General features: G+C 66.6%; 14 protein-coding genes. All 14 read left to right on the top strand.

Annotated features, from left to right (window positions below):
• The 14 genes from murD to IEV83_RS05850 all read left to right on the top strand — a co-directional run bounded on the left by murD (position 1) and on the right by IEV83_RS05850 (position 20,246).
• Complete coding sequence (gene murD / locus IEV83_RS05915) at positions 1–1,401, top strand: UDP-N-acetylmuramoyl-L-alanine--D-glutamate ligase (protein WP_181759298.1); 1,401 nt, start codon at positions 1–3, stop codon at positions 1,399–1,401.
• A 1-nt stretch (position 1,402) separates the two neighbouring features.
• The gene (locus IEV83_RS05910) at positions 1,403–2,560 is read left to right on the top strand and encodes an FtsW/RodA/SpoVE family cell cycle protein (protein WP_181759297.1); all 1,158 of its coding nucleotides are present in this window, start codon (positions 1,403–1,405) and stop codon (positions 2,558–2,560) included.
• 2 nt (positions 2,561–2,562) lie between these two features.
• Complete coding sequence (murG, locus tag IEV83_RS05905) at positions 2,563–3,723, top strand: undecaprenyldiphospho-muramoylpentapeptide beta-N-acetylglucosaminyltransferase (protein ID WP_181759296.1); 1,161 nt, start codon at positions 2,563–2,565, stop codon at positions 3,721–3,723.
• Positions 3,720–5,138 (top strand): UDP-N-acetylmuramate--L-alanine ligase, encoded by a 1,419-nt coding sequence (gene murC / locus IEV83_RS05900; RefSeq protein ID WP_181759295.1) that lies wholly within the window; start codon positions 3,720–3,722, stop codon positions 5,136–5,138. The genes murG and murC overlap by 4 nt, the downstream gene beginning before the upstream one ends.
• Positions 5,135–6,121: a UDP-N-acetylmuramate dehydrogenase gene (murB, locus tag IEV83_RS05895; protein WP_181759294.1), complete on the top strand. Its 987-nt coding sequence runs from the start codon at positions 5,135–5,137 to the stop codon at positions 6,119–6,121. Before murC ends, murB begins: the two co-directional genes overlap by 4 nt.
• On the top strand, positions 6,114–7,043 hold the full coding sequence (locus IEV83_RS05890; protein WP_181759293.1) for a D-alanine--D-alanine ligase: 930 nt from the start codon (positions 6,114–6,116) through the stop codon (positions 7,041–7,043). The genes murB and IEV83_RS05890 overlap by 8 nt, the downstream gene beginning before the upstream one ends.
• Complete coding sequence (locus IEV83_RS05885; RefSeq protein WP_209002989.1) at positions 7,031–7,942, top strand: cell division protein FtsQ/DivIB; 912 nt, start codon at positions 7,031–7,033, stop codon at positions 7,940–7,942. Before IEV83_RS05890 ends, IEV83_RS05885 begins: the two co-directional genes overlap by 13 nt.
• A complete protein-coding gene (gene ftsA, locus IEV83_RS05880; protein ID WP_181759292.1) occupies positions 7,939–9,261 on the top strand; it encodes a cell division protein FtsA in 1,323 nt (440 codons plus the stop codon). The genes IEV83_RS05885 and ftsA overlap by 4 nt, the downstream gene beginning before the upstream one ends.
• A gap of 100 nt (positions 9,262–9,361) precedes the next feature.
• Positions 9,362–11,158, top strand: coding sequence for a cell division protein FtsZ (gene ftsZ, locus IEV83_RS05875; protein WP_181759291.1), 1,797 nt, complete (start codon positions 9,362–9,364; stop codon positions 11,156–11,158).
• Between the two features lie 290 nt (positions 11,159–11,448).
• On the top strand, positions 11,449–12,405 hold the full coding sequence (gene lpxC / locus IEV83_RS05870; RefSeq protein WP_181759290.1) for a UDP-3-O-acyl-N-acetylglucosamine deacetylase: 957 nt from the start codon (positions 11,449–11,451) through the stop codon (positions 12,403–12,405).
• A gap of 277 nt (positions 12,406–12,682) precedes the next feature.
• Positions 12,683–13,555 carry an outer membrane protein assembly factor BamD gene (locus IEV83_RS05865; RefSeq protein ID WP_181759521.1) on the top strand — a complete coding sequence of 291 codons (873 nt, stop codon included), beginning with the start codon at positions 12,683–12,685 and terminating at the stop codon, positions 13,553–13,555.
• Between the two features lie 102 nt (positions 13,556–13,657).
• On the top strand, positions 13,658–15,331 hold the full coding sequence (gene recN, locus IEV83_RS05860) for a DNA repair protein RecN (RefSeq protein ID WP_181759289.1): 1,674 nt from the start codon (positions 13,658–13,660) through the stop codon (positions 15,329–15,331).
• A gap of 164 nt (positions 15,332–15,495) precedes the next feature.
• The gene (ligA, locus tag IEV83_RS05855; RefSeq protein WP_181759288.1) at positions 15,496–17,646 is read left to right on the top strand and encodes an NAD-dependent DNA ligase LigA; all 2,151 of its coding nucleotides are present in this window, start codon (positions 15,496–15,498) and stop codon (positions 17,644–17,646) included.
• 134 nt (positions 17,647–17,780) lie between these two features.
• A complete protein-coding gene (locus IEV83_RS05850; protein ID WP_181759287.1) occupies positions 17,781–20,246 on the top strand; it encodes an ATP-dependent helicase in 2,466 nt (821 codons plus the stop codon).
• Positions 20,247–20,288: the final 42 nt, after the last annotated feature.

The raw sequence follows: 20,288 nt of genomic DNA, 5'->3' as shown, positions 1-20,288 counted from the left end.
ATGAGCGCAGCCTATGGTTTTTCCGGAAAGACAGTCGCGGTCTTCGGGCTAGGAGCATCGGGACTTTCGGTGGCGCGGGCGCTGGTCGCCGGCGGCGCCCATGTGCTGGCCTATGATGACAACCGGTCCCGGGTCGCCGATGCCCATGCGGCGGGATTGGAAAGCTCCGACCTGACCAGCGCCGACTGGACCAGGATCGACGCCCTGGTGCTCTCCCCGGGGGTGCCGCTCACCCATCCCGAGCCGCATTGGAGCGTGCGTCTCGCCCGGCAGCATGGGGTCGAGGTGATCGGCGATGTGGAGCTTTTCTGCCGGGACCGGCAGCGGCTCGCGCCCACCGCGCCGCTGGTCGCCGTCACCGGGACCAATGGCAAGTCGACGACGACGGCGCTGATCGCCCATTGCCTCGATCATGCGGGCCGCGACGTCCAGATGGGTGGGAACATTGGCGTGCCGATCCTCGACCTTGCACCGCCGGCGTCGAACCGGGTGCATGTGATCGAGTGTTCCTCCTATCAGATCGACCTTGCGCCCAGCCTCGCGCCGTCGATCGGCGTGCATCTCAACCTCTCGCCGGACCATATCGACCGGCACGGCACCTTCGAGCACTACGCCTCCGTCAAGGAACGGCTGAGCGCGGCCAGCGATGTGGCGGTGATCGGCATCGATGACCCGAAGAGTGCGGAGATCGCGGATCGGGTCGAGACCACGGGGCGGAAGGTGGTGCGCATCTCCGTTCATCAGCCAGTCGAGGACGGGGTCCATGCCGAGGGCAGCCAACTGATGCTGGCCCGAGGCGGGGAGCGGGTGCCGTTCTTCGATTTGACCGGAGCCCGCGCCTTGCGCGGCGCGCACAATGCCCAGAACGCGGCGGCGGCGGTGGCGGTTTGCCTCGAACTCGGCGTCGATCCAGACAAGCTGCGGACGGGGCTTGCCTCCTTTGGCGGTCTCGATCACCGCATGGCTGAGGTGGTGCAGGCGGGCCGGGTGCTGTTCGTCAACGACAGCAAGGCGACCAATGCGGATGCGGCCGAACGGGCGCTTCGGAGCTTTGATCGGATCTACTGGATTGCCGGCGGCCGGCCCAAGGCCGGGGGCATCGACAGCCTGCGGCCGCTGTTTGGCCGGATCGCCCGGGCCTACCTCATCGGTGAGGCGGCCAGCGATTTCGCCCATGCGCTGGAAGGCGCGGTCGATGCCGTGCAATGCGATACACTGGAGGTGGCGGTTGCCGCAGCGGCCCGGGACGCGGCCGCCGACCCGCACTCCGAACCGGTGGTGCTGTTGTCGCCGGCCTGCTCTTCCTTCGATCAGTTTCCCAATTTCGAGGCGCGTGGGCATGCCTTTGCCGAAGCGGCCCGTCTGGCAGCCGATGAACTGAACGGGCAGGAGGGTTCCTGAGATGGTCAGCCGCGCGGATCGCAGCCCCTTCGCCGAATGGCTCTGGACGGTGGATCGGTATCTGTTTGCCGGGTTCGTCCTCTTGATGGTCGGCGGCATTGTCCTGTCCTTCGCCGCCAGTCCGGCCGTGGCCGAACGGCTCGGCATCGACAGCTACCACTTCATCAAGCGTCAGGCGCTGTTCCTGCTGCCGGCGTTGGGGCTGATGCTCGGGGTCTCGGCCCTCAGCCCGCGCATGGTGCGGCGGACGGCACTGGTGGTCTTCGCCGTGTCGCTGGTGCTGATGGTGGTGACCCTGTTCGTCGGGCTGGAGGCCAAGGGTGCTCGCCGCTGGATCAACATTCTCGGCTTTTCGGTACAGCCTTCGGAATTCCTCAAGCCGTCGCTGATCGTGCTGGTGGCATTTCTGATGTCGGAGTCCGGGCGGCGCAATGATATTCCGGGCTCGCTGTTCTCGATCCTGCTGTTCATGATGTCGGCGGCGCTCCTGGTGGCGCAGCCGGACTTCGGCCAGACCATGCTCCTGGCGCTGGTATTCGGGGCGCTGTTCTTCCTCAACGGGCTGCCCTGGATCGCCATCGTGCCGATCGGCGCGCTTGGCTTTGGCGGGCTGGTTGCCGCCTATGCGTTCCTGCCGCATGTGCAAAGCCGCGTGGACCGGTTTCTCGATCCCAGCTCGGGCGATACGTTCAACGTCGACCGGGCGCTGGAGGCGTTCATCTCCGGGAGCTGGTTCGGGCGTGGGCCCGGCGAGGGCACGATCAAACGGATCCTGCCGGAAAGCCATACGGACTTCATCTTCGCTGTGGCGGCGGAGGAGTTCGGCATCGTCGTCTGCCTGATCCTGGTGCTGGTCTTTACCTTCGTCGTGCTGCGCGGCCTCGGCCATGCGGCGCGTGACAGCGATGCCTTCGGCCGGCTGGCGACCGCCGGGCTGATGGTGCTGTTCGGCATCCAGTCCTGCATCAACATGGCGGTCAATCTCAATCTCATGCCGGCCAAGGGCATGACCCTGCCGTTTATTTCCTATGGTGGCTCCTCGCTGCTTGCGACCGCCTTGTCGATGGGCTTCGTCCTTGCCCTCACCCGGCGCCGGCCCCAGGCGACCGGAACCGACAGCGTTGTCGTCACCCGGTTGTCGCCAGCGAGCCTTGTCTGATCATGACCTCACACAGCATTCTTCTCACCGCCGGGGGAACCGGCGGTCATCTTTTTCCCGCGCAAGCGCTGGCCGATGAACTGGTCCGGCGTGGGCATGTGGTGGATCTGGCGACCGACGAGCGGGTCGGCGCTCTCGGTGACGACTTCCCCGCACGCAAGGTGCATCTGATCGCCTCGGCCACCGTGAAGGGCCGTTCTCCCCTTGGCCTGGCGCGCACGGGCTGGCGCCTGCTGCGCGGGACTTGGCAGGCGCGCGGCATTCTCAAGACCACCCGGCCGGATGTGGTTGTCGGCTTTGGCGGATACCCGACCTTCCCGCCGATGTTCGCCGCCTTCCTGTCGAAGGTGCCGAGCGTCCTGCATGAGGCCAACGCGGTGATGGGCCGGGCCAACCGGATGCTGGCGTCCCGGGTCGATGCGATTGCCACCAGCTTTCCGCTGACCGGCGACGGGGCGAGCGGCCATGAGGGCAAACTGGTGCAGACCGGCAACCCGGTGCGCGAGGCGGTGATTGCCGCTGCGAAGGTGGATTACGTTCGTCCAGAGGCCGATGGACCGTTTCGCTTGCTGGTGTTCGGCGGCTCGCAAGGAGCCCGCTTCTTCTCCGATGCCGTGCCGCCGGCCCTGGCGCTGATGGAGCCGGAGGTCCGCGCGCGGCTGCGCGTGGTGCAGCAGTGCCGCCCGGAGGACCTTGAGCAGGTGCGGGCGGCCTATGACCGGCTGGAGGTGCGCTGCGAGCTGGCGCCGTTCTTTTCCGACATGGCCGATCGGATCGCGGGCGCGCATCTGGTGGTGTGCCGGTCGGGCGCTTCGAGCGTTAGCGAACTGGCGGCGATCGGGCGCCCGGCGGTGCTGGTGCCGCTGCCTCATGCGCTCGACAATGACCAGGGGCGCAATGCCGAGGTGCTGGCCGAGGCCGGCGGAGCCTGGCCGGTCGCCCAGAGCGAGCTTCAGCCGGGGCGCCTGACGGCGCTGCTCACGGAGCTGATGGGCGCGCCGGACCGGCTTGCGACTGCTGCGGCCGCCGCACGCTCGGCCGGCCGGCCAGATGCGGTGCTGCGGCTCGCCGATCTGGTGGAACACATCGCTGGCGGCGGGCGCGTCGCCGATTTTTCCCAAGGCCGTTCCCGGAACGGTGAGAGTAATGGAGACGCATCATGAAGATGCCCCAGGATATCGGGCCGGTGCATTTCGTCGGCATTGGCGGCATCGGCATGAGCGGCATTGCCGAGGTTCTGCACATGCTCGGCTACACCGTGCAGGGTTCTGACGTGAGCGAAAGCGCGAATGTCAAACGTCTGCGTGACAAGGGCATTCCGGTGAAGGTCGGTCACAGCGCCGATAATCTCGCCGACGCCCGGGTGGTGGTGGTCTCCTCGGCGATCAAGCGGGACAATCCGGAGCTGATCGCCGCCCGTGAGAAGCTGCTGCCGGTGGTGCGCCGGGCCGAGATGCTGGCCGAGCTGATGCGCTTCAAGCAGGCGATTGCCGTCGGCGGCACCCATGGCAAGACCACGACCACCTCGATCATTTCCGCGCTGCTGGATGCGGGCGGGCTCGACCCGACCGTGATCAACGGCGGCATCATCAACGCCTATGGCACCAATGCGCGCATGGGGCAGGGCGACTGGATGGTGGTGGAGGCCGATGAATCCGATGGCACCTTCGTCAAGCTGCCAGCCGATATCGCCGTGGTCACCAACATCGACCCGGAACACCTCGACCATTACGGCGACTTTGACGGGGTGCGCTCGGCGTTCCTGCAGTTCGTCGAGAACGTGCCGTTCTACGGCTTTGCCGTGATGTGCCTCGATCATCCGGAAGTGCAGGCCATGGTCGGGCGCATCGAGGACCGGCAGGTGGTCACCTATGGCCAGAACCGGCAGGCGGATGTGCGCTTCTACGATCTGCAGACCAGCGGCGGAAACTCGATCTTCTCCATCGAGATGCGCGACCGTCTGGGCGGCACCAGCGAGACCATCGAGAGCCTGTCCCTGCCGATGCCGGGGCTGCACAACGTCTCCAACGCGGTGGCGGCGGTGGCTGTTGCCTGGAAGCTGGGCCTCGACGCGGCGCAGATCCGCCAAGGGTTGGCGGGCTTTCGCGGGGTCAAGCGCCGCTTCACCCATACCGGTCAGTCGGGCGGTATCGACGTGTTCGACGACTATGCCCATCACCCGGTGGAAATTCGTGCGGTGCTCCAAGCGGCGCGCGGGGCCGCGCCGGGCAAGGTCATCGCCGTGGTGCAGCCGCATCGTTATTCGCGTCTCGCCAGCCTGTTCGATGAGTTCTCCACCTGCTTCAACGACGCCGATCATGTGATTTGCGCGCCGGTGTTTGCCGCCGGCGAGACGCCGGTCGATGGTATCGATCACCAGGCGCTGGCCAATGGCATCCGCTCCAGCGGTCATCGCGGCGTGCACACCATCGAGGGTGAGGGCGAACTGGCAACGCGGGTCGCCGAAATCGCAGCGGCCGGCGACTATGTCGTCTGTCTGGGTGCGGGCAGCATCAGCCAGTGGGCCAATACCTTGCCGGACAATCTGGCGATGGCAATCGGCGGAGGGGAAGCATGAGCTTTCCCGATCTCATCCACGATCTGGGGCTGGACACGGCGGGCTTGCGCGGCCGGCTGACGGCGAACCAACCGCTTTCGGCGGTGACCTGGTTCCGCGTCGGCGGACCGGCGCAACTCCTGTTCCAGCCGGCGGATGTGGAGGATCTGGCGTTGTTTCTCAGCCGGTTGCCGCGAGAGGTGCCGGTACTGCCCATTGGGCTCGGCTCGAACCTTCTGGTGCGCGACGGCGGCATTCCCGGCGTGGTCATCCGGCTGGGGGCACGCGGTTTCGGCACCATCACGCGCGGCGAGGATGGGGTGAGCCTTCATGCCGGCGCGGCGGTGCCGGACAAGAAGCTGGCCGAGGCGGCGGCGGAAGCTGGGCTCGGCGGTTTTGCCTTTTATGCCGGCATTCCCGGCGCCATCGGCGGCGCTCTGCGGATGAACGCGGGCGCTCATGGGGCGGAGACCCGTGAGGTGGTCGTCTCGGTGGAGGCGGTGACCCGGGACGGCAAGGTCATCCGCATTCCGCTGGAGGAGATGGGCTACAGCTATCGCCATTCGCAGCAGCCAGGCGACCTGATCTTCACCGGGGCGGTGTTTCGCGGCTCTCCCCGCGCGGAAGCGGAGATCCGCGAGGAAATGGCCGGGGTGGCGGCACATCGCGAGGCGGCCCAACCGATCCGCGAGAAGACCGGCGGCTCGACCTTCAAGAACCCGCCGGGGCATTCGGCCTGGAAGCTGGTCGACGCGGCCGGTTGCCGGGGCTTGCAGATCGGCGGCGCGCGCATGTCCGACATGCATTGCAATTTCATGATCAACACCGGCACGGCGACGGCGGACGACCTGGAGCGGCTCGGCGAGACCGTACGCGCGCGGGTGTTGAAGCACAGCGGCATCTCCCTTGACTGGGAAATCAAGCGGCTGGGCCTGCCGGGACCGGCGGGCGCGATCGCGCCATTCCTGGGCACCGAGGCAACCGAAGAGGCATCCAATGGCTGACAGCAAACACGTCGCGGTCCTGATGGGCGGCTGGTCCGCCGAGCGCCCGGTCAGTCTGGCAAGCGGCAAGGATTGCGCCGCCGCGCTGGAGCGGTCCGGCTATCGGGTGACCCTGGTCGACGTGCAGCGGGACATTTCCGCCGTTTTGCAGAAGCTGAAGCCGGATGTGGTGTTCAACGCCCTGCATGGCCCGTTCGGCGAGGATGGCTGCATCCAGGGATTGCTGGAGATCCTTGGAATTCCCTACACCCATTCCGGCGTCGCGGCTTCCGCGCTGGCCATGGACAAGCAGAAGGCCAAGGCGGTGATGAAGGCGGCGGGCATTCCGGTCGCCGAGCACAAGGTGTTGCACCGTCTGGAGGCGGCCAAGGCGCATGCGCTGCCGCCGCCCTATGTGGCCAAGCCGGTGCGCGAGGGCTCGTCCTTCGGCGTTCTGATCGTCAAGGAGAACTCGGAACACCCGCCGCAGGAGCTCTACCGGGACGACTGGCCCTATGGCGATACGGTGATGGTGGAGCGGTACATCCCCGGTCGGGAGTTGACCTGCGCGGTGATGGGGAACGTTGCCCTTGGGGTTACCGAAGTGATGCCGCTGGGCCACGGATTTTACGATTTCGATGCAAAATACAAGCCCGGCGGTTCACAACACACGCTTCCTGCGAAAATTTCACCATTTGTTTACCAAGAAGTACAGAAACTTAGTCTCAGGGCGCATCAGGCTCTCGGGTGCCAGGGCGTCTCGCGGGCGGACTTCCGTTTCGATGAGCAGCCGTCGGGTGGCGGCGAGCTGATCTGCCTGGAAGTGAATACCCAGCCCGGCATGACGCCGACCTCGCTGGTGCCGGAAATCGCGGCCCATGCGGGGCATACGTTCGAAGAATTGACCAGTTGGATGGTGGAGAACGCAAGTTGCGGACGGTAAAGGCAAAACGAGATGAGGACGTCGTCCTGCCGATCGAGGTGGCGCTTGCGCCGCGCGGTCGCGGCGTCGCTCGTTTGCATCGGCGTCCGCTCTGGCGTGCCATGGGCGCGCTTGAGATGCTGCCGCGCTGGACCGGCACGGCCGGAGCCTTGCTGTTTCTCTCCGCCACCCTTGGCTATGCGCTGGTCCTCGGCGGTCATGGCCGGATGGTCAGCGAATCACTGACCTCGGCGGCGGGTTTCGAGATCGCGGCGGTTAAGCTTTCCGGTCAGCGCGAAACCAGCGAGTTCGAGATCCTGGAAGCCCTGGAAATCCAGCGCGGCTCCTCGCTGGCCCTGTTCGACGCAGGCGCGGCGCGCGAGCGCCTGGCGCGTATTCCGTGGATCGAGACCGTTTCGGTGCAGAAGCTCTATCCGGGCACGCTGCAGGTCAGCATCGCCGAGCGTGAGGCCTATGCCCTGTGGCAGCGCGGCGACCGGCTGTCGGTGATCGACGCCACCGGCCAGGTGATCAGCGACGAGGTGGACGGGCGCTACGCCAACCTCCTGATGCTGATCGGTCATGGCGCGCAAAAGCGCGGTGTGGAAATCATCGATGAACTGGCGGCGGTGCCACAGCTCAGGCCGCGTGTGCGGGCCGCCCGGCTGGTGTCCAGCCGGCGCTGGGACCTGCTGCTGGAAAACGGGGTGACCGTGCGTCTGCCCGAAGACGACGTGGCGCGGGCGCTGGCCGATGTGGCCCAGATGGATGCGGAGACCGGATTGCTGTCGCGGGATATCACGGCGGTCGATGTGCGCCTGCCCGACCGGGTGGTGGTGCGCCTGACCGACGAGGCGGCGATGCGGCGCAACGCCAAGGCCGGTCGTGCCGGCCGACGTCGTTCGGGGGCACGCACATGACCAATCGCGCAACGCCGATCTACCTGCCGCGCATGCGACCGCTGCCGAGCCGCCGCGCCGTTGTGGTGTCGGTGCTCGATATCGGCTCCACCAAGGTCTGCTGCCTGATCGCCAAGTTGACACCCTCTGCCGAGGATGCGGTGCTGCCGGGCCGGACCCATTCCATCGAAGTCCTGGGATACGGCTACCAGCGCTCGCGCGGCCTGAAGTCTGGCGTGGTCGTCGACATGGACGCGGCGGAACAGGCGATCCGCCTGTCGGTTGACGCGGCCGAGCGCATGGCCGGGGTGACGGTGGAGTCCCTGATCACCAACGTGACCTGCGGCCGGCTGCACAGCGAAATCATCAGCGCCAGCGTTGGCGTTGCCACCGATGCGGTGAGCGAGGCGGATATCCAGCGGGTGCTGGCCGCCGGCAGCGCGCATAACGTTGCCGAGGGGCGGGCGTCCATGCACGCCCTGCCGATCGGCTACACGCTGGATGGCAATCGCGGCATGCGCGATCCGCGCGGCATGATCGGCCGGCGCCTTGGCGTCGACATGCAGGTGGTGACCGCCGAGGTCGCCCCGGTGCGCAATCTGGAGCTTTGCATCAACCGTGGCCATCTGTCGGTGGAAACGATGGTGGCAACGCCCTACGCCAGCGGTCTGTCGACGCTGGTCGAGGACGAGGCGGAGCTGGGGGTTGCCTGTGTCGACATGGGCGGCGGCACCACGTCGATCTCGGTCTTCGTCGAGGGGCGGATGGTGCATCTCGATGCCATTGCCGTCGGCGGGCATCATGTGACCATGGACATTGCCCGGGCCTTGTCGACCCGGCTGGTGGACGCGGAGCGGATCAAGACCCTGCAAGGGTCGGCGCTGCCGAGCCAGTCGGACGAGCGGGACTTCATCTCCGTGCCGCCAGTCGATGCGGAAAGCGACCTGCCGAACCAGGTGCCGCGGGCCATGCTGACTCGGGTAATCCTGCCGCGGGTCGAGGAAATTCTGGAATTGGTGCGCGACCGCCTGACCGCCTCCGGCTTTGCCGGGCGGGTGGGCAAGCGCATCGTGCTGACCGGCGGAGCCAGTCAGTTGACCGGTTTGGGCGATGTCGCCCGGCGGGTGCTGGGGCGCAATGTGCGCCTTGGCCGGCCGCTCGGCGTCGCCGGATTGCCGGAAGCGGCGAAAGGCCCGGCCTTCTCCGCTGCGGTCGGCCTGCTGATTTATCCGCAGGTGGCCCAGATCGAGCAGTTCGAACCAGGGACCATCCGCAGTCGCTGGAGCCTTGGCTCCAGCACGCTGGCGCGGGTCGGGAACTGGCTCAGAGAGAGCTTCTGAGGCGGGGAGCCGCCTCGGGAACCGCCGGGTTTCCGGTGAAACGAGGGAATTGAGGGAAGTGGGCATCCAGGACCGGTGCCCGAGGGGTCGCGAGGAAACTATGACCATCAATCTGAAAATGCCTGATCTTCAGGAACTGAAGCCAAGGATCACGGTCTTTGGCGTCGGCGGTGCCGGCGGCAACGCCGTGAACAACATGATCCAGGCCGGCCTGCAGGGCTGCGACTTCGTCGTTGCCAACACCGATGCCCAGGCGCTGGCCAGCAACCACGCCGAGCGGGTGGTGCAGATGGGCGTCGCCGTGACCGAGGGTCTCGGCGCCGGATCGCAGCCCGATGTCGGTGCGGCGGCCGCCGAGGAAGTGATCGACGAGATCAATGACCACCTGTCCGGCTCGCATATGGTGTTCATCACCGCCGGCATGGGCGGTGGCACCGGCACCGGTGCCGCGCCGGTGATTGCCCGCGCCGCGCGCGAGATGGGCATTCTCACGGTCGGTGTCGTCACCAAGCCGTTCCAGTTCGAGGGCGTGCGCCGGATGCGCATCGCCGAGTCCGGCATTCTGGAGCTTCAGAAGGCGGTCGATACCCTGATCGTCATTCCGAACCAGAACCTGTTCCGCATCGCCAATGCGCAGACCACCTTCGCCGATGCCTTCGCAATGGCCGACCAGGTGCTCTATTCCGGCGTTGCCTGCATCACCGACCTGATGGTCAAGGAAGGCCTGATCAACCTCGACTTCGCCGATGTGCGCTCGATCATGCGCGGCATGGGCAAGGCGATGATGGGCACGGGCGAGGCCTCCGGCGAGAAGCGCGCCATGCAGGCGGCGGAGGCGGCGATCGCCAATCCGCTGCTCGACGAGACCTCGATGAAGGGCGCGCGCGGCCTTCTGATCTCGATCACCGGTGGCAACGACCTGACCCTGTTCGAGCTCGACGAGGCGGCGACCCGCATCCGCGAGGAGATCGATTCCGACGCCAACATTATACTGGGCGCGACCTTCGATGAGAGCCTTGACGGCATCATCCGGGTTTCCGTCGTTGCAACTGGCATCGACAAGGAGCTCCAAGGCGAGGAAGCGTCTCCCGCCGAGACGCGCATGGCGGAACTGACCGAGCGGCTGAAGACCATCTCCGAGCCGGAGAGCCGTCCGGCTCGCCCCGCGGCTCCGGCCCGTCCGGCGCCCGCGCCGGCCCCGCGTCCGGTCGCCGCCGCCAAGGCGGAGCGGATCGAACGCGAGCTGGAGATTGCCGAGCCGGTCCAGGCCTCGACCGACCCGGAGGTCGAGATCGCCCCTTTTTCGCCGTCGCCGGACATGATGCCGGCGGATCGGCTGGAGGATCTGGACGCTGATCGTCCCGCCGCGACCGTTGCCGAGACGCCGGCGGTCGAACCTTACATTCCGCCGGTGGCGGAGCAGACCAGCCAGCCGACGCGGATGCCGACCATCGAGGACTTTCCCCCGGTCGCGCAGCGCGAAATGCGGGCCCAGACCCGTCCCCAGGTGGAAGAGGATCATGGCGATGATCGTCGGCCGATGAGCCTTCTGCGTCGTCTCGCCAGCGGTCTGACCCGCCGTGAGGACGAGGACGAGGGCCATCATCATGCCGCTGCCGCGGAAGCCGCCCCGGCCCCGCGTCCGGCCCAGCCGCAGCCGGCACCGCGTCCGGTTCAGGCTCCGGCCCAGGCCCAGGCTCCGGCGCAGGCACCGCAGCAGGCGGCTCCGGCCCGTCCGGCGGCGCCCCGTCCGGCCCAGCCCCGGCAGGTGCACCCGCAGCAGGCAGGCGCTGCCGGCCAGCTCGACCTGACCGGCCGCAGCGCTCCGGCGCAGCGTCCCGTCTCCGACGACGAGCAGCTGGAGATTCCGGCGTTCCTCCGGCGCCAGGCCAACTAGGCGCCGGTACGGGCCTCGCTCCCGCTTCCCAAGGCGACCCGGCCCCTCACCGGGTCGCCTCCCTCGGGGGTGAGCGGATTTCGATATTTTTCAAAGCCTTATCGTTAGCCTTTCCGTTACATATCGTAACAAAGCTTTATTTCTGAACCCTCCCCCTCAACCTGTATGTTTGCGCTGCATTCAAGGCCTGATGGTGATTCTTTCGAATCACTCGCGGTCTTGGCAGATACCGGGTGTTGCGGCGTCCTCCCGTGCCGCTTTCCGGATTTCGCATACAGGTCAGGTTCGTAATGAAAAAGTATTCCGATCGGCAGACGACGCTCGCCGGATCCGTTCCCCTCAAGGGTATTGGCGTGCATTCGGGCGACCCGGCAATGGTCACTCTGCACCCGGCGGACGCCGGTTCTGGCATCGTCTTCGTCGGTCAGGATCCTGAGAGCCGCGCCGAGGTGGAAATGCCGGCCCATTGGCAGGCGGTGTCGGCAACGGCGCTGTGCACCGTGCTGGGCGATCCCAAGGCGGGCGGCGTGTCGACCGTCGAGCATCTGATGGCGGCGCTGCGCGGCCTCGGTGTCGACAATGCCATCGTTGAGATGGACGGACCGGAAATGCCGATCATGGATGGCAGCGCGGCGGAGTTCGTCGATGCCATCGATCAGGTTGGCTTGCGCCAGCTTGCCGTGCCGCGCCGGTATGTGCGGGTGAAGTCGACGGTCCGGGTCGATCAGGGCAGCGCCTGGTGCGAGCTGCGCCCCTATGACGGGTGCCGCTTTGACGTGACCATCGATTTCGACACGCCGGTGATCGGCCGGCAGAACCTTGTCATGGATCTGACCCCGGACCGGTTCCGCCGCGATCTTGCCCGGGCGCGCACCTTTGGTTCGGTCCAGGATGTGGAGAAGCTGTGGTCGATGGGCTTTGCCCTGGGGTCCTCGCTGGAAAACTCCGTGGCGATCTCGGAAGACCGGATCCTCAATCCGGAAGGCACGCGCTGGCCGGATGAGTTCGTACGCCACAAGATGCTCGATGCGGTGGGCGATCTTGCGCTTGCCGGCCTGCCGATCCTGGGCGAATACCGCTCCTACAAGGGCGGACACCGGATGAACCATTCCATTCTGGTCGAGCTGTTCGAGCGGGCCGGGGCGGATGCCTTCGAGATTGTCGAAGCGCCGTTCGAGCGTGAGGCCGGTGCGGTCAAGGCGCCGGTGAAGGCCATGGCCGCCGCCGTGGGGCAGTCGCCGTCCTGAGTGATGGCGGCGCAAGCGTCAGTACGGCCATAAAAAAGCACCAAATCTCTTTCACATGGCGTGACGGGCAGGGGGGTTATCCGCTAAGACACCTCCCGTGAAACTGCGCATCGCCAGAAAAAGCGATGCGCGGCATGGTGATCCGCCAGGTCGGCGTGCGGCTTCGGGGAGTGCGTTGCGCATCCCGAACCGGGCCTTGGTCTGTCGCCGTAGCCTCTGCCAAGGGGCGTGGCGCCGGTCCGAAACGACCGCGATGAAGGGGGGAGTGAAGGAGAGTATGGACGTGAAGCCGGCACAGCGCAGACATCGCCCGACGACAGCCAAGGCGCGGGGCAGCCGCATTTTCACGGCGCTTGCGCTGAGCGCGTCGCTGCTCGTCGGCGCCTGCTCGACCTCCTCGGAGGAGGAGGACTTCGCCTCCAACGATACCCCGGCCGGCGTGCTCTTCAACGAAGGGTTGGCGCTGCGCAACGAGGGCCGGCTGAAGGATGCCCGGGTCAAGTTCGCCGAGGTGGACAAACTCCATCCTTATTCGGAGTACTCCCGCAAGGCGCTGATCAACCTGGCCTTCATCAACTATTCCCTCGGCAAGTTCACCGAGGCGATTTCGGCCGCCAAGCGCTTCGCGACGCTCTATCCGGGCAACGAGGACACCGCCTACGCGCTCTACATCATCGGCCAGTCCTACCATAAGCAGATCCCGGACGTGCAGCGCGACCAGGACATGACGCGCCGGGCGCTGAATGCCTATAGCGAGCTGGTGCAGCGCTACCCCGATTCGGAATATGCCGAGGATGCGCGCACCAAGATCCGCATCGCCGAGGATCAGCTCGCCGGCAAGGAAATGGAAGTGGGCCGCTATTATCTCAAGCGTGGCCTGCAGATCGCGGCGATCAATCGCTTCAAGGTGGTCGTCCTCAAGTACCAGACCACGCGGCATGTGGAAGAGGCGCTGTTTCGCCTGACGGAGAGCTATTATTCGCTCGGCGTCATCAACGAGGCGCAGACGGCGGCGGCGGTGCTGGGGCACAATTTCCCCGACAGCCGGTGGTACAAGGACGCCTACAGCCTGCTGAAGACCGGTGGCTATTCGCCGGACGAGGATAAAGGAAGCTGGATCAGCCGGGCATTCGCGGGTATCAACCTTTAGGCGGCGATGCCGACCAGCGTGTCTCATTCGCCGCTTTCGTCTCGCTTGTGCCCATCCGCGCGCTCCCGCGCGCGGCTTCGAAACGATCCGGTTCACGACTGAATGCTCGCCGCGCTCGCCATTCGCGATATCGTCCTGATCGACCGGCTGGACCTGGCCTTCGATGATGGCATGTCCGTGCTGACCGGTGAAACGGGCGCGGGCAAGTCGATCCTGCTCGATGCCCTGGCCCTCGCGCTTGGCGGCAGGGGTGACGCCGGGCTCGTGCGCCATGGTCAGCCACAGGGACAGGTGACCGCCGTCTTCGACGTGCCGATGTCCCACCCGGTCCGGACGCTGCTTTCCCAAAACGATCTTGAGGCGGATGGCGATATCATCCTGCGCCGCGTCCAGTCCGAGGATGGCCGCAGCCGCGCCTTCATCAATGACAGCCCGGTGAGCGTCACCTTGCTGCGGCAGGTTGGCGGCCTGCTTGTCGAAATCCACGGTCAGAACGAGGCGCGCGCCTATACCGATCCGGGCGAGCACCGACGGCTGCTTGACAGCTTCGGCGGCTGCGACGCGGCGCGGGAGGCGGTTGCCTCAGCGTTCAAGGAATTGCGCCGGGCGGAAAAGGACCTTGCCGGCCAGCAGGCGCGCATCGAGGCGGCACGGCGCGAGGCCGATTATCTGCGTGCCTCGGCGGAGGAGCTGGCAAGCCTCGATCCACGGCCGGGCGAAGAAGAGGAACTTGCGAGCCAGCGTCAGGCAATGATGCAGGTGGAGAAGGTCGCCGGCGATCTTGGCGAGGCATTCGATTTGCTCAACGGCACCGCCTCGCCGATTGGCGAGGTGGCCTCCCTGTGGCGCCGGCTGGAGCGCAAGGTGGAGCAGGCGGGGGCGCTGCTGGAAGGGCCGGTGGCGGCACTGGCCGAGGCACTCGACCGGCTGGAGGATGCGCGCGCCGGGCTGGAAGCCGGGGTGCGGGAAACCGAATTCGACCCGCGCGTGCTGGAACAGACCGAAGAGCGGCTGTTTGCCTTGCGCGCGGCGGCACGCAAATACCAGGTGCCGGTCGATGATCTGGCGGATTTGCGCGCCCGTTTTGACGCGGATCTGGCGGCACTCGATGCTGGCGAAGAGGCGCTGTCGGGGCTCGAGGACGCAGCCCGGGTAGCGGCAGAGCGCTATGACGCCGGGGCGGCGGCCCTGGCCGAGCAACGCGAACAGGCGGCGCGGGCGCTGGAGCAGGCGGTGGCGCGGGAATTGCCCGATCTGAAGCTGGAGCGCGCCCGGTTCATCGTTCAGCAGAGCGCCGATCCGGCGAGCCGCACGGCGGAGGGCATCGACCAGATCGAGTTTTGGGTGCAGACCAACCCGGGCACCCGGCCGGGCGCGATGATGAAGGTGGCCTCCGGCGGCGAGCTGTCGCGTTTCCTGCTGGCGCTGAAGGTGTCGCTGGCCGACAAGGGCTCGGCGCCGACGCTTGTCTTCGATGAGATCGACACCGGGGTCGGCGGCGCGGTGGCCGAGGCCATCGGCACGCGGCTTGCCCGGCTCGCCGGACAGGTGCAGGTGCTGACCGTGACCCATGCGCCGCAGGTGGCGGCGCGCGCCGGCGGGCATTTCCTGATCAGCAAGGAAGACACCGAGGATGCCCGGGTCGCGACCCGCGTCACCCGGATCGGCGAGGACCACCGGCGCGAGGAAATCGCCCGGATGCTCGCCGGCGCGCGGATCACCGACGAGGCGCGGGCCGCTGCTGACCGCCTGATGCTGGATGTGCCCGGCGCCTGATCGCCAGACCACTCGGCCACATGACGCCCTGATTGACCGACCGCCGGAGCGGGGAAAACGCCGCCTTGGCGTTTTACGCAAGGCCCGGACCGCCGCATAATGGTCACCGCTATTCTCAGTGTCCATCGCGGCTTCATGCCGCCAAGCCGCGTCGCCCCGAGCCCATGTCCGATCAAGATCTTTCCACCTGTCCCGTTGACGCGCTGAGCCCGGAGGCGGCCGCCACCGAGCTGGCGCGGCTGGCGCAGGAGATCGCCGCTCATGACCGGCGCTATCACGGCGAGGATGCGCCGACGATCTCGGACGCGGCGTATGACGCGCTGAAGCGGCGCAACGATGCCATTGAGGCCCGGTTTCCCGAGCTGCGGCGCGCCGACAGTCCGTCCCTCAGGGTGGGCACGGCGCCCTCGGAAGGCTTCGGCAAGATCACCCATGCGATCCCGATGCTGTCGCTGGACAATGCGTTCAGCGATGCGGATGTGCGGGACTTTCTCGGGCGGGTGCGGCGGTTTTTGAAGATCGACCCGCTGGCCGGCGCCATCGTGCTGACGGCGGAACCGAAGATCGACGGCCTGTCCCTGTCCTTGCGCTATGAGAACCGGCGGCTGGTGAGCGCGGCGACGCGCGGCGATGGCACGGTCGGTGAGAATGTCACCGCCAATGCCCGCACCATCGCCGAGATCCCTGAGACCCTGCCGGAGGATGCGCCGGATGTGGTGGAGGTGCGCGGCGAGGTCTACATGGCTCATGAGGCGTTCGCCGCGCTGAACGCGCGGATGGAGGCACAGGGCGGCAAGGTCTTCGCCAATCCGCGCAACGCGGCGGCCGGATCGCTGCGCCAGCTCAATCCGGAGGTTACCCGCAACCGGCCCTTGCGCTATTTCGCCTATGCCTGGGGCGAGATGAGCGCCATTCCCTGCGACACCCAGTACGAGATGGTGCAGCGGCTCGGCGCGTGGGGGTTTTCGGTCAACGAGCGAATGCGCCGCTGCGACAGCGTTGAGGAGGCTTTGGCCGCCTATCATGCCATCGAGGAAGAACGGGCGCTGCTCGGCTATGACATCGACGGCATGGTCTACAAGGTGGATCGGCTCGATCTACAGGCGCGGCTCGGTTTCGTCTCGCGTGCGCCGCGATGGGCGATCGCCCACAAGTTTCCGGCCGAACGGGCCTTTACCGTGCTGCGGGATATCGAGGTTCAGGTCGGGCGCACCGGCGCGCTGACCCCGGTGGCGAAGCTGGAGCCGGTGACGGTCGGCGGGGTGGTCGTCTCCAATGCCACCTTGCACAACGAGGATTACATCAAGGGCATCGGCCAGAGCGGTGAGCCGATCCGTGGCGGCAAGGATATCCGCATCGGCGACACGGTGGAGATCCAGCGCGCCGGCGACGTGATCCCGCAGATCGTCGATGTGGACCTGAAAAAGCGGCCGACCGACGCCGAAGCCTTCGTCTTTCCGACCGTGTGCCCGGCCTGTGGCAGCCACGCGGTGCGGGAGGACGGGGAAGCGGTGCGGCGCTGCACCGGCGGTCTGATCTGTCCGGCGCAGGCGAAGGAAAAGCTCAAGCACTTCGTCTCCCGCAACGCCTTCGATATCGACGGGCTCGGCGACAAGCAGGTGGAGTTCTTCTACGAGCTGCCGCGTGAGGATGGCGGTATCCATCAGCCGGCGGATATTTTCACCCTGGAGGCGCGCGACGCGGCGTCCGAATTGAAAAAGCTCCGGAACCGGGACGGCTGGGGCGAGACCAGCGCCGCCAATCTCTTCAAGGCCATCGATGCGCGGCGCCAGGTGCCACTCAATCGCTTCATTTACGCCCTTGGCATCCGCCATGTGGGGGAGGGCAATGCCAAGCTGCTGGCGCGGCACTATCTCACCTGGGACGCTTTCGCCGCGGCAATGAAGGCGGCCAGCGATCCGGCAAGCGAGGCTTACGCGGAACTTCTGGATATCGACGGCATTGGCGAGATCGTGGCCCGCGCCGTGATCGACTTCTTCGCCGAGGCGCATAACCGTGAGGCGCTGGCGCTGCTGCTCAAGGAAGTGACGCCGCAGGACCTGGAAAAGGCGGAGGCGGGCGACAGTCCGGTCGCCGGCAAGACGCTGGTCTTCACCGGAACGCTGGAGCGGATGAGCCGGGACGAGGCCAAGGCCCGGGCCGAGGCGCTCGGTGCCAAGGTGTCTGGCTCCGTGTCGAAGAAGACCGATCTGGTGATCGCCGGTCCCGGCGCTGGTTCCAAGCTGAAGAAGGCGACGGATCTGGGCGTCGAGGTGATCAGCGAGGATGACTGGATCGCGCTTTCCGGCGGATAGGCGGCTGTCGCTGAGCAGGCGATTTCCGCCGATGTCGGGGGTGCCCCTGCAATTGGCGGGCCGAGTTGCTATATTGGACCAAAGAGCGAACAGATTCGCGCCCGAAACGCCGAGCAATCGAGATCCGACAGGCAATGCCCCATTCTTCCGGCGATCACCCGCCGTTCCCGACCCGTGCTGATGCGGATACCCGGATGGGGGCGGCTGCCGTGCCGGCCCGTGGCGGCGGCAGCGGCATTGCCGCGCGCGCTCAGGCTGCGATGCGCCCGGCGGCGGCGCCGGCCCCCTATCTTAACGGGCTCAATCCGGAACAGCGGCTGGCGGTGGAAAGCCTTGACGGACCGGTGCTGGTGCTGGCCGGGGCGGGCACCGGCAAGACCCGGGTTCTGACCACCCGCATCGGCCATATTCTCGCATCCGGGCGCGCCTATCCCAGCCAGATCCTGGCGGTGACCTTCACCAACAAGGCGGCGCGGGAGATGAAGGAGCGGGTCGGCCAGTTGATCGGCGAGGGGGCGGAGGGGATGCCCTGGCTCGGCACCTTCCACTCGATCTGCGTCAAGATCCTGCGCCGGCACGCGGAGCTGGTCGGGCTGAAGTCGGGCTTCTCGATCCTCGACACCGACGATCAGATCCGGCTGATCAAGCAGATCATCCAGGCGGAGGGGCTCGACGACAAGCGCTGGACCGCGCGGGCCTTTGCCAGCCTGCTCGATGGCTGGAAGAACCGGGGCCTCACCCCCGATCAGGTGCCTGAGGGCGAGGCGCGCGCCTTCGCCAATGGCCGGGGGCGGAGCCTTTACGAGCAATACCAGGAGCGCCTGTCGATCCTGAACGCCGCCGATTTCGGCGATCTGTTGCTGCATGTGATCACCCTGTTCAAGCAGCACGGGGATATCCTGAAGGAGTATCAGCGCCGGTTCGCCTACATGCTGGTGGATGAGTATCAGGACACCAACATCGCCCAGTACCTGTTCCTGCGGCTTCTCGCCCAGGGCAACACCAACATCTGCTGCGTCGGCGACGACGACCAGTCGATCTATGGCTGGCGCGGGGCGGAAGTCGACAACATCCTGCGGTTCGAGCATGACTTCCCCGGCGCGCGGGTGATCCGGCTGGAGCGCAACTACCGCTCCACCCGGCATATCCTCGCCGCCGCCTCCCATCTGATCGCCCATAACGAAGGGCGGCTCGGCAAGACCCTTTTCACCGATGTGGTCGATGAGGCGGAAGAGGACATGCCGGTCACCGTGGCCGCGGTCTGGGACTCGGAAGAAGAGGCGCGGGCGATCGGCGATGAGGTCGAAGCGCTGCAGGCCAAGGGCCACAGCCTTGAAAGCATGGCGATCCTGGTGCGCGCCTCGTTCCAGATGCGCGAGTTCGAGGACCGGTTCGTCACCCTTGGAGTCAACTACCGGGTCATCGGCGGTCCGCGCTTTTACGAGCGCATGGAGATCCGTGATGCGATGGCCTATTTCCGCTGCGTGGTGCAGCCGGCCGACGATCTGGCCTTCGAGCGGATCGTCAATACGCCGAAGCGCGGGCTTGGCGATGCCAGCCTGAAGCTGGTGCATGCCTATGCGCGGGCCAACCGCATTCCGCTGATGCAGGCGGCGCAGGACTTGTGCCACACCGAGGAGCTGCGGCCGAAGGCGCGCAACACCTTGCGCAACCTTCTGGCGGATTTCGACCGCTGGCGCGACCAGCTCGCCAGTGGCATGTCCCACACGGATTTGGCGGAAATCGTCCTTGATGAAAGCGGCTACACGGAAATGTGGCGCGCGGACCGTTCCGCCGAGGCGCCGGGCCGGCTCGACAACCTGAAGGAGCTGATCCGCTCCATGGATGAGTTCGAATCCATGACCGGATTCCTGGAGCATGTCTCGCTGGTGATGGACCGGGACGGGCAGGCGGAGGGCGAGAAGATCTCGCTGATGACCCTGCATTCGGCCAAGGGGCTGGAGTTTGACACCGTGTTCCTGCCCGGCTGGGAAGAGGGGCTGTTTCCGCACCAGCGGGCGGTGGATGAAAGCGGCCGGGCGGGGCTGGAGGAGGAGCGCCGGCTTGCCTATGTGGGCATCACCCGCGCGCGCCGCCGCGCCAAGATTTGGTTCGCCTCCAACCGGCGTATCCACGGCATGTGGCAATCGACGATCCCTTCGCGCTTTTTGGATGAGCTGCCGGCCGATCATGTGGAGGTGCAGGAGCCCTCGCGCAGCTATGGTGGCTACGGTGGGAGCGGCTATGGTGCCAGCCGGTTCGACACCAGCGATCCGTTCCAGTCGAGCTATTCCACTCCGGGCTGGAAGCGGGCGCAGCGCGCCGCCGGCAGCGGGGCGGCAGGTGGTTCGGGCGGCGGCTTCGCCGGCCGGATGGGCAGCGACGAGCGCCGGAAGACAGGCGGTCCGCGCACCATTGAGGGCGAGCTTGTCGCCAAGTCGGTGGCGGATGAACCTTCGGCCTTCAATATCGGCGAGCGGGTCTTCCACCTGAAGTTCGGCTATGGCGCGATCACCGGGATCGAGGGCAACAAGCTGACCATCCAGTTCGAGAAGGCGGGACGCAAGAAGGTGCTCGATAGTTTCGTCGAACGGCACTGACGGCGGCTTCGCCGGCAAAACCCCATTGGCACCCGCTTCCCA

It is taken from the genome of Stappia taiwanensis (assembly GCF_014635285.1).
Classification (GTDB): Bacteria; Pseudomonadota; Alphaproteobacteria; order Rhizobiales; family Stappiaceae; genus Stappia; species Stappia taiwanensis.
Note: the sequence above shows the minus strand (reverse complement) of the source record. Positions and strands in the feature narration are given on the sequence as shown.

Bases quoted from the DNA above. Each gene is read 5' to 3' on its own strand.
- murD (WP_181759298.1), top strand. From the start codon at position 1: ATGAGCGCAGCCTATGGTTTTTCCGGAAAGACAGTCGCGGTCTTCGGG.
- IEV83_RS05910 (WP_181759297.1), top strand. From the start codon at position 1,403: ATGGTCAGCCGCGCGGATCGCAGCCCCTTCGCCGAATGGCTCTGGACG.
- murG (WP_181759296.1), top strand. From the start codon at position 2,563: ATGACCTCACACAGCATTCTTCTCACCGCCGGGGGAACCGGCGGTCAT.
- murC (WP_181759295.1), top strand. From the start codon at position 3,720: ATGAAGATGCCCCAGGATATCGGGCCGGTGCATTTCGTCGGCATTGGC.
- murB (WP_181759294.1), top strand. From the start codon at position 5,135: ATGAGCTTTCCCGATCTCATCCACGATCTGGGGCTGGACACGGCGGGC.
- IEV83_RS05890 (WP_181759293.1), top strand. From the start codon at position 6,114: ATGGCTGACAGCAAACACGTCGCGGTCCTGATGGGCGGCTGGTCCGCC.
- ftsA (WP_181759292.1), top strand. From the start codon at position 7,939: ATGACCAATCGCGCAACGCCGATCTACCTGCCGCGCATGCGACCGCTG.
- ftsZ (WP_181759291.1), top strand. From the start codon at position 9,362: ATGACCATCAATCTGAAAATGCCTGATCTTCAGGAACTGAAGCCAAGG.
- lpxC (WP_181759290.1), top strand. From the start codon at position 11,449: ATGAAAAAGTATTCCGATCGGCAGACGACGCTCGCCGGATCCGTTCCC.
- IEV83_RS05865 (WP_181759521.1), top strand. From the start codon at position 12,683: ATGGACGTGAAGCCGGCACAGCGCAGACATCGCCCGACGACAGCCAAG.
- recN (WP_181759289.1), top strand. From the start codon at position 13,658: ATGCTCGCCGCGCTCGCCATTCGCGATATCGTCCTGATCGACCGGCTG.
- ligA (WP_181759288.1), top strand. From the start codon at position 15,496: ATGTCCGATCAAGATCTTTCCACCTGTCCCGTTGACGCGCTGAGCCCG.
- IEV83_RS05850 (WP_181759287.1), top strand. From the start codon at position 17,781: ATGCCCCATTCTTCCGGCGATCACCCGCCGTTCCCGACCCGTGCTGAT.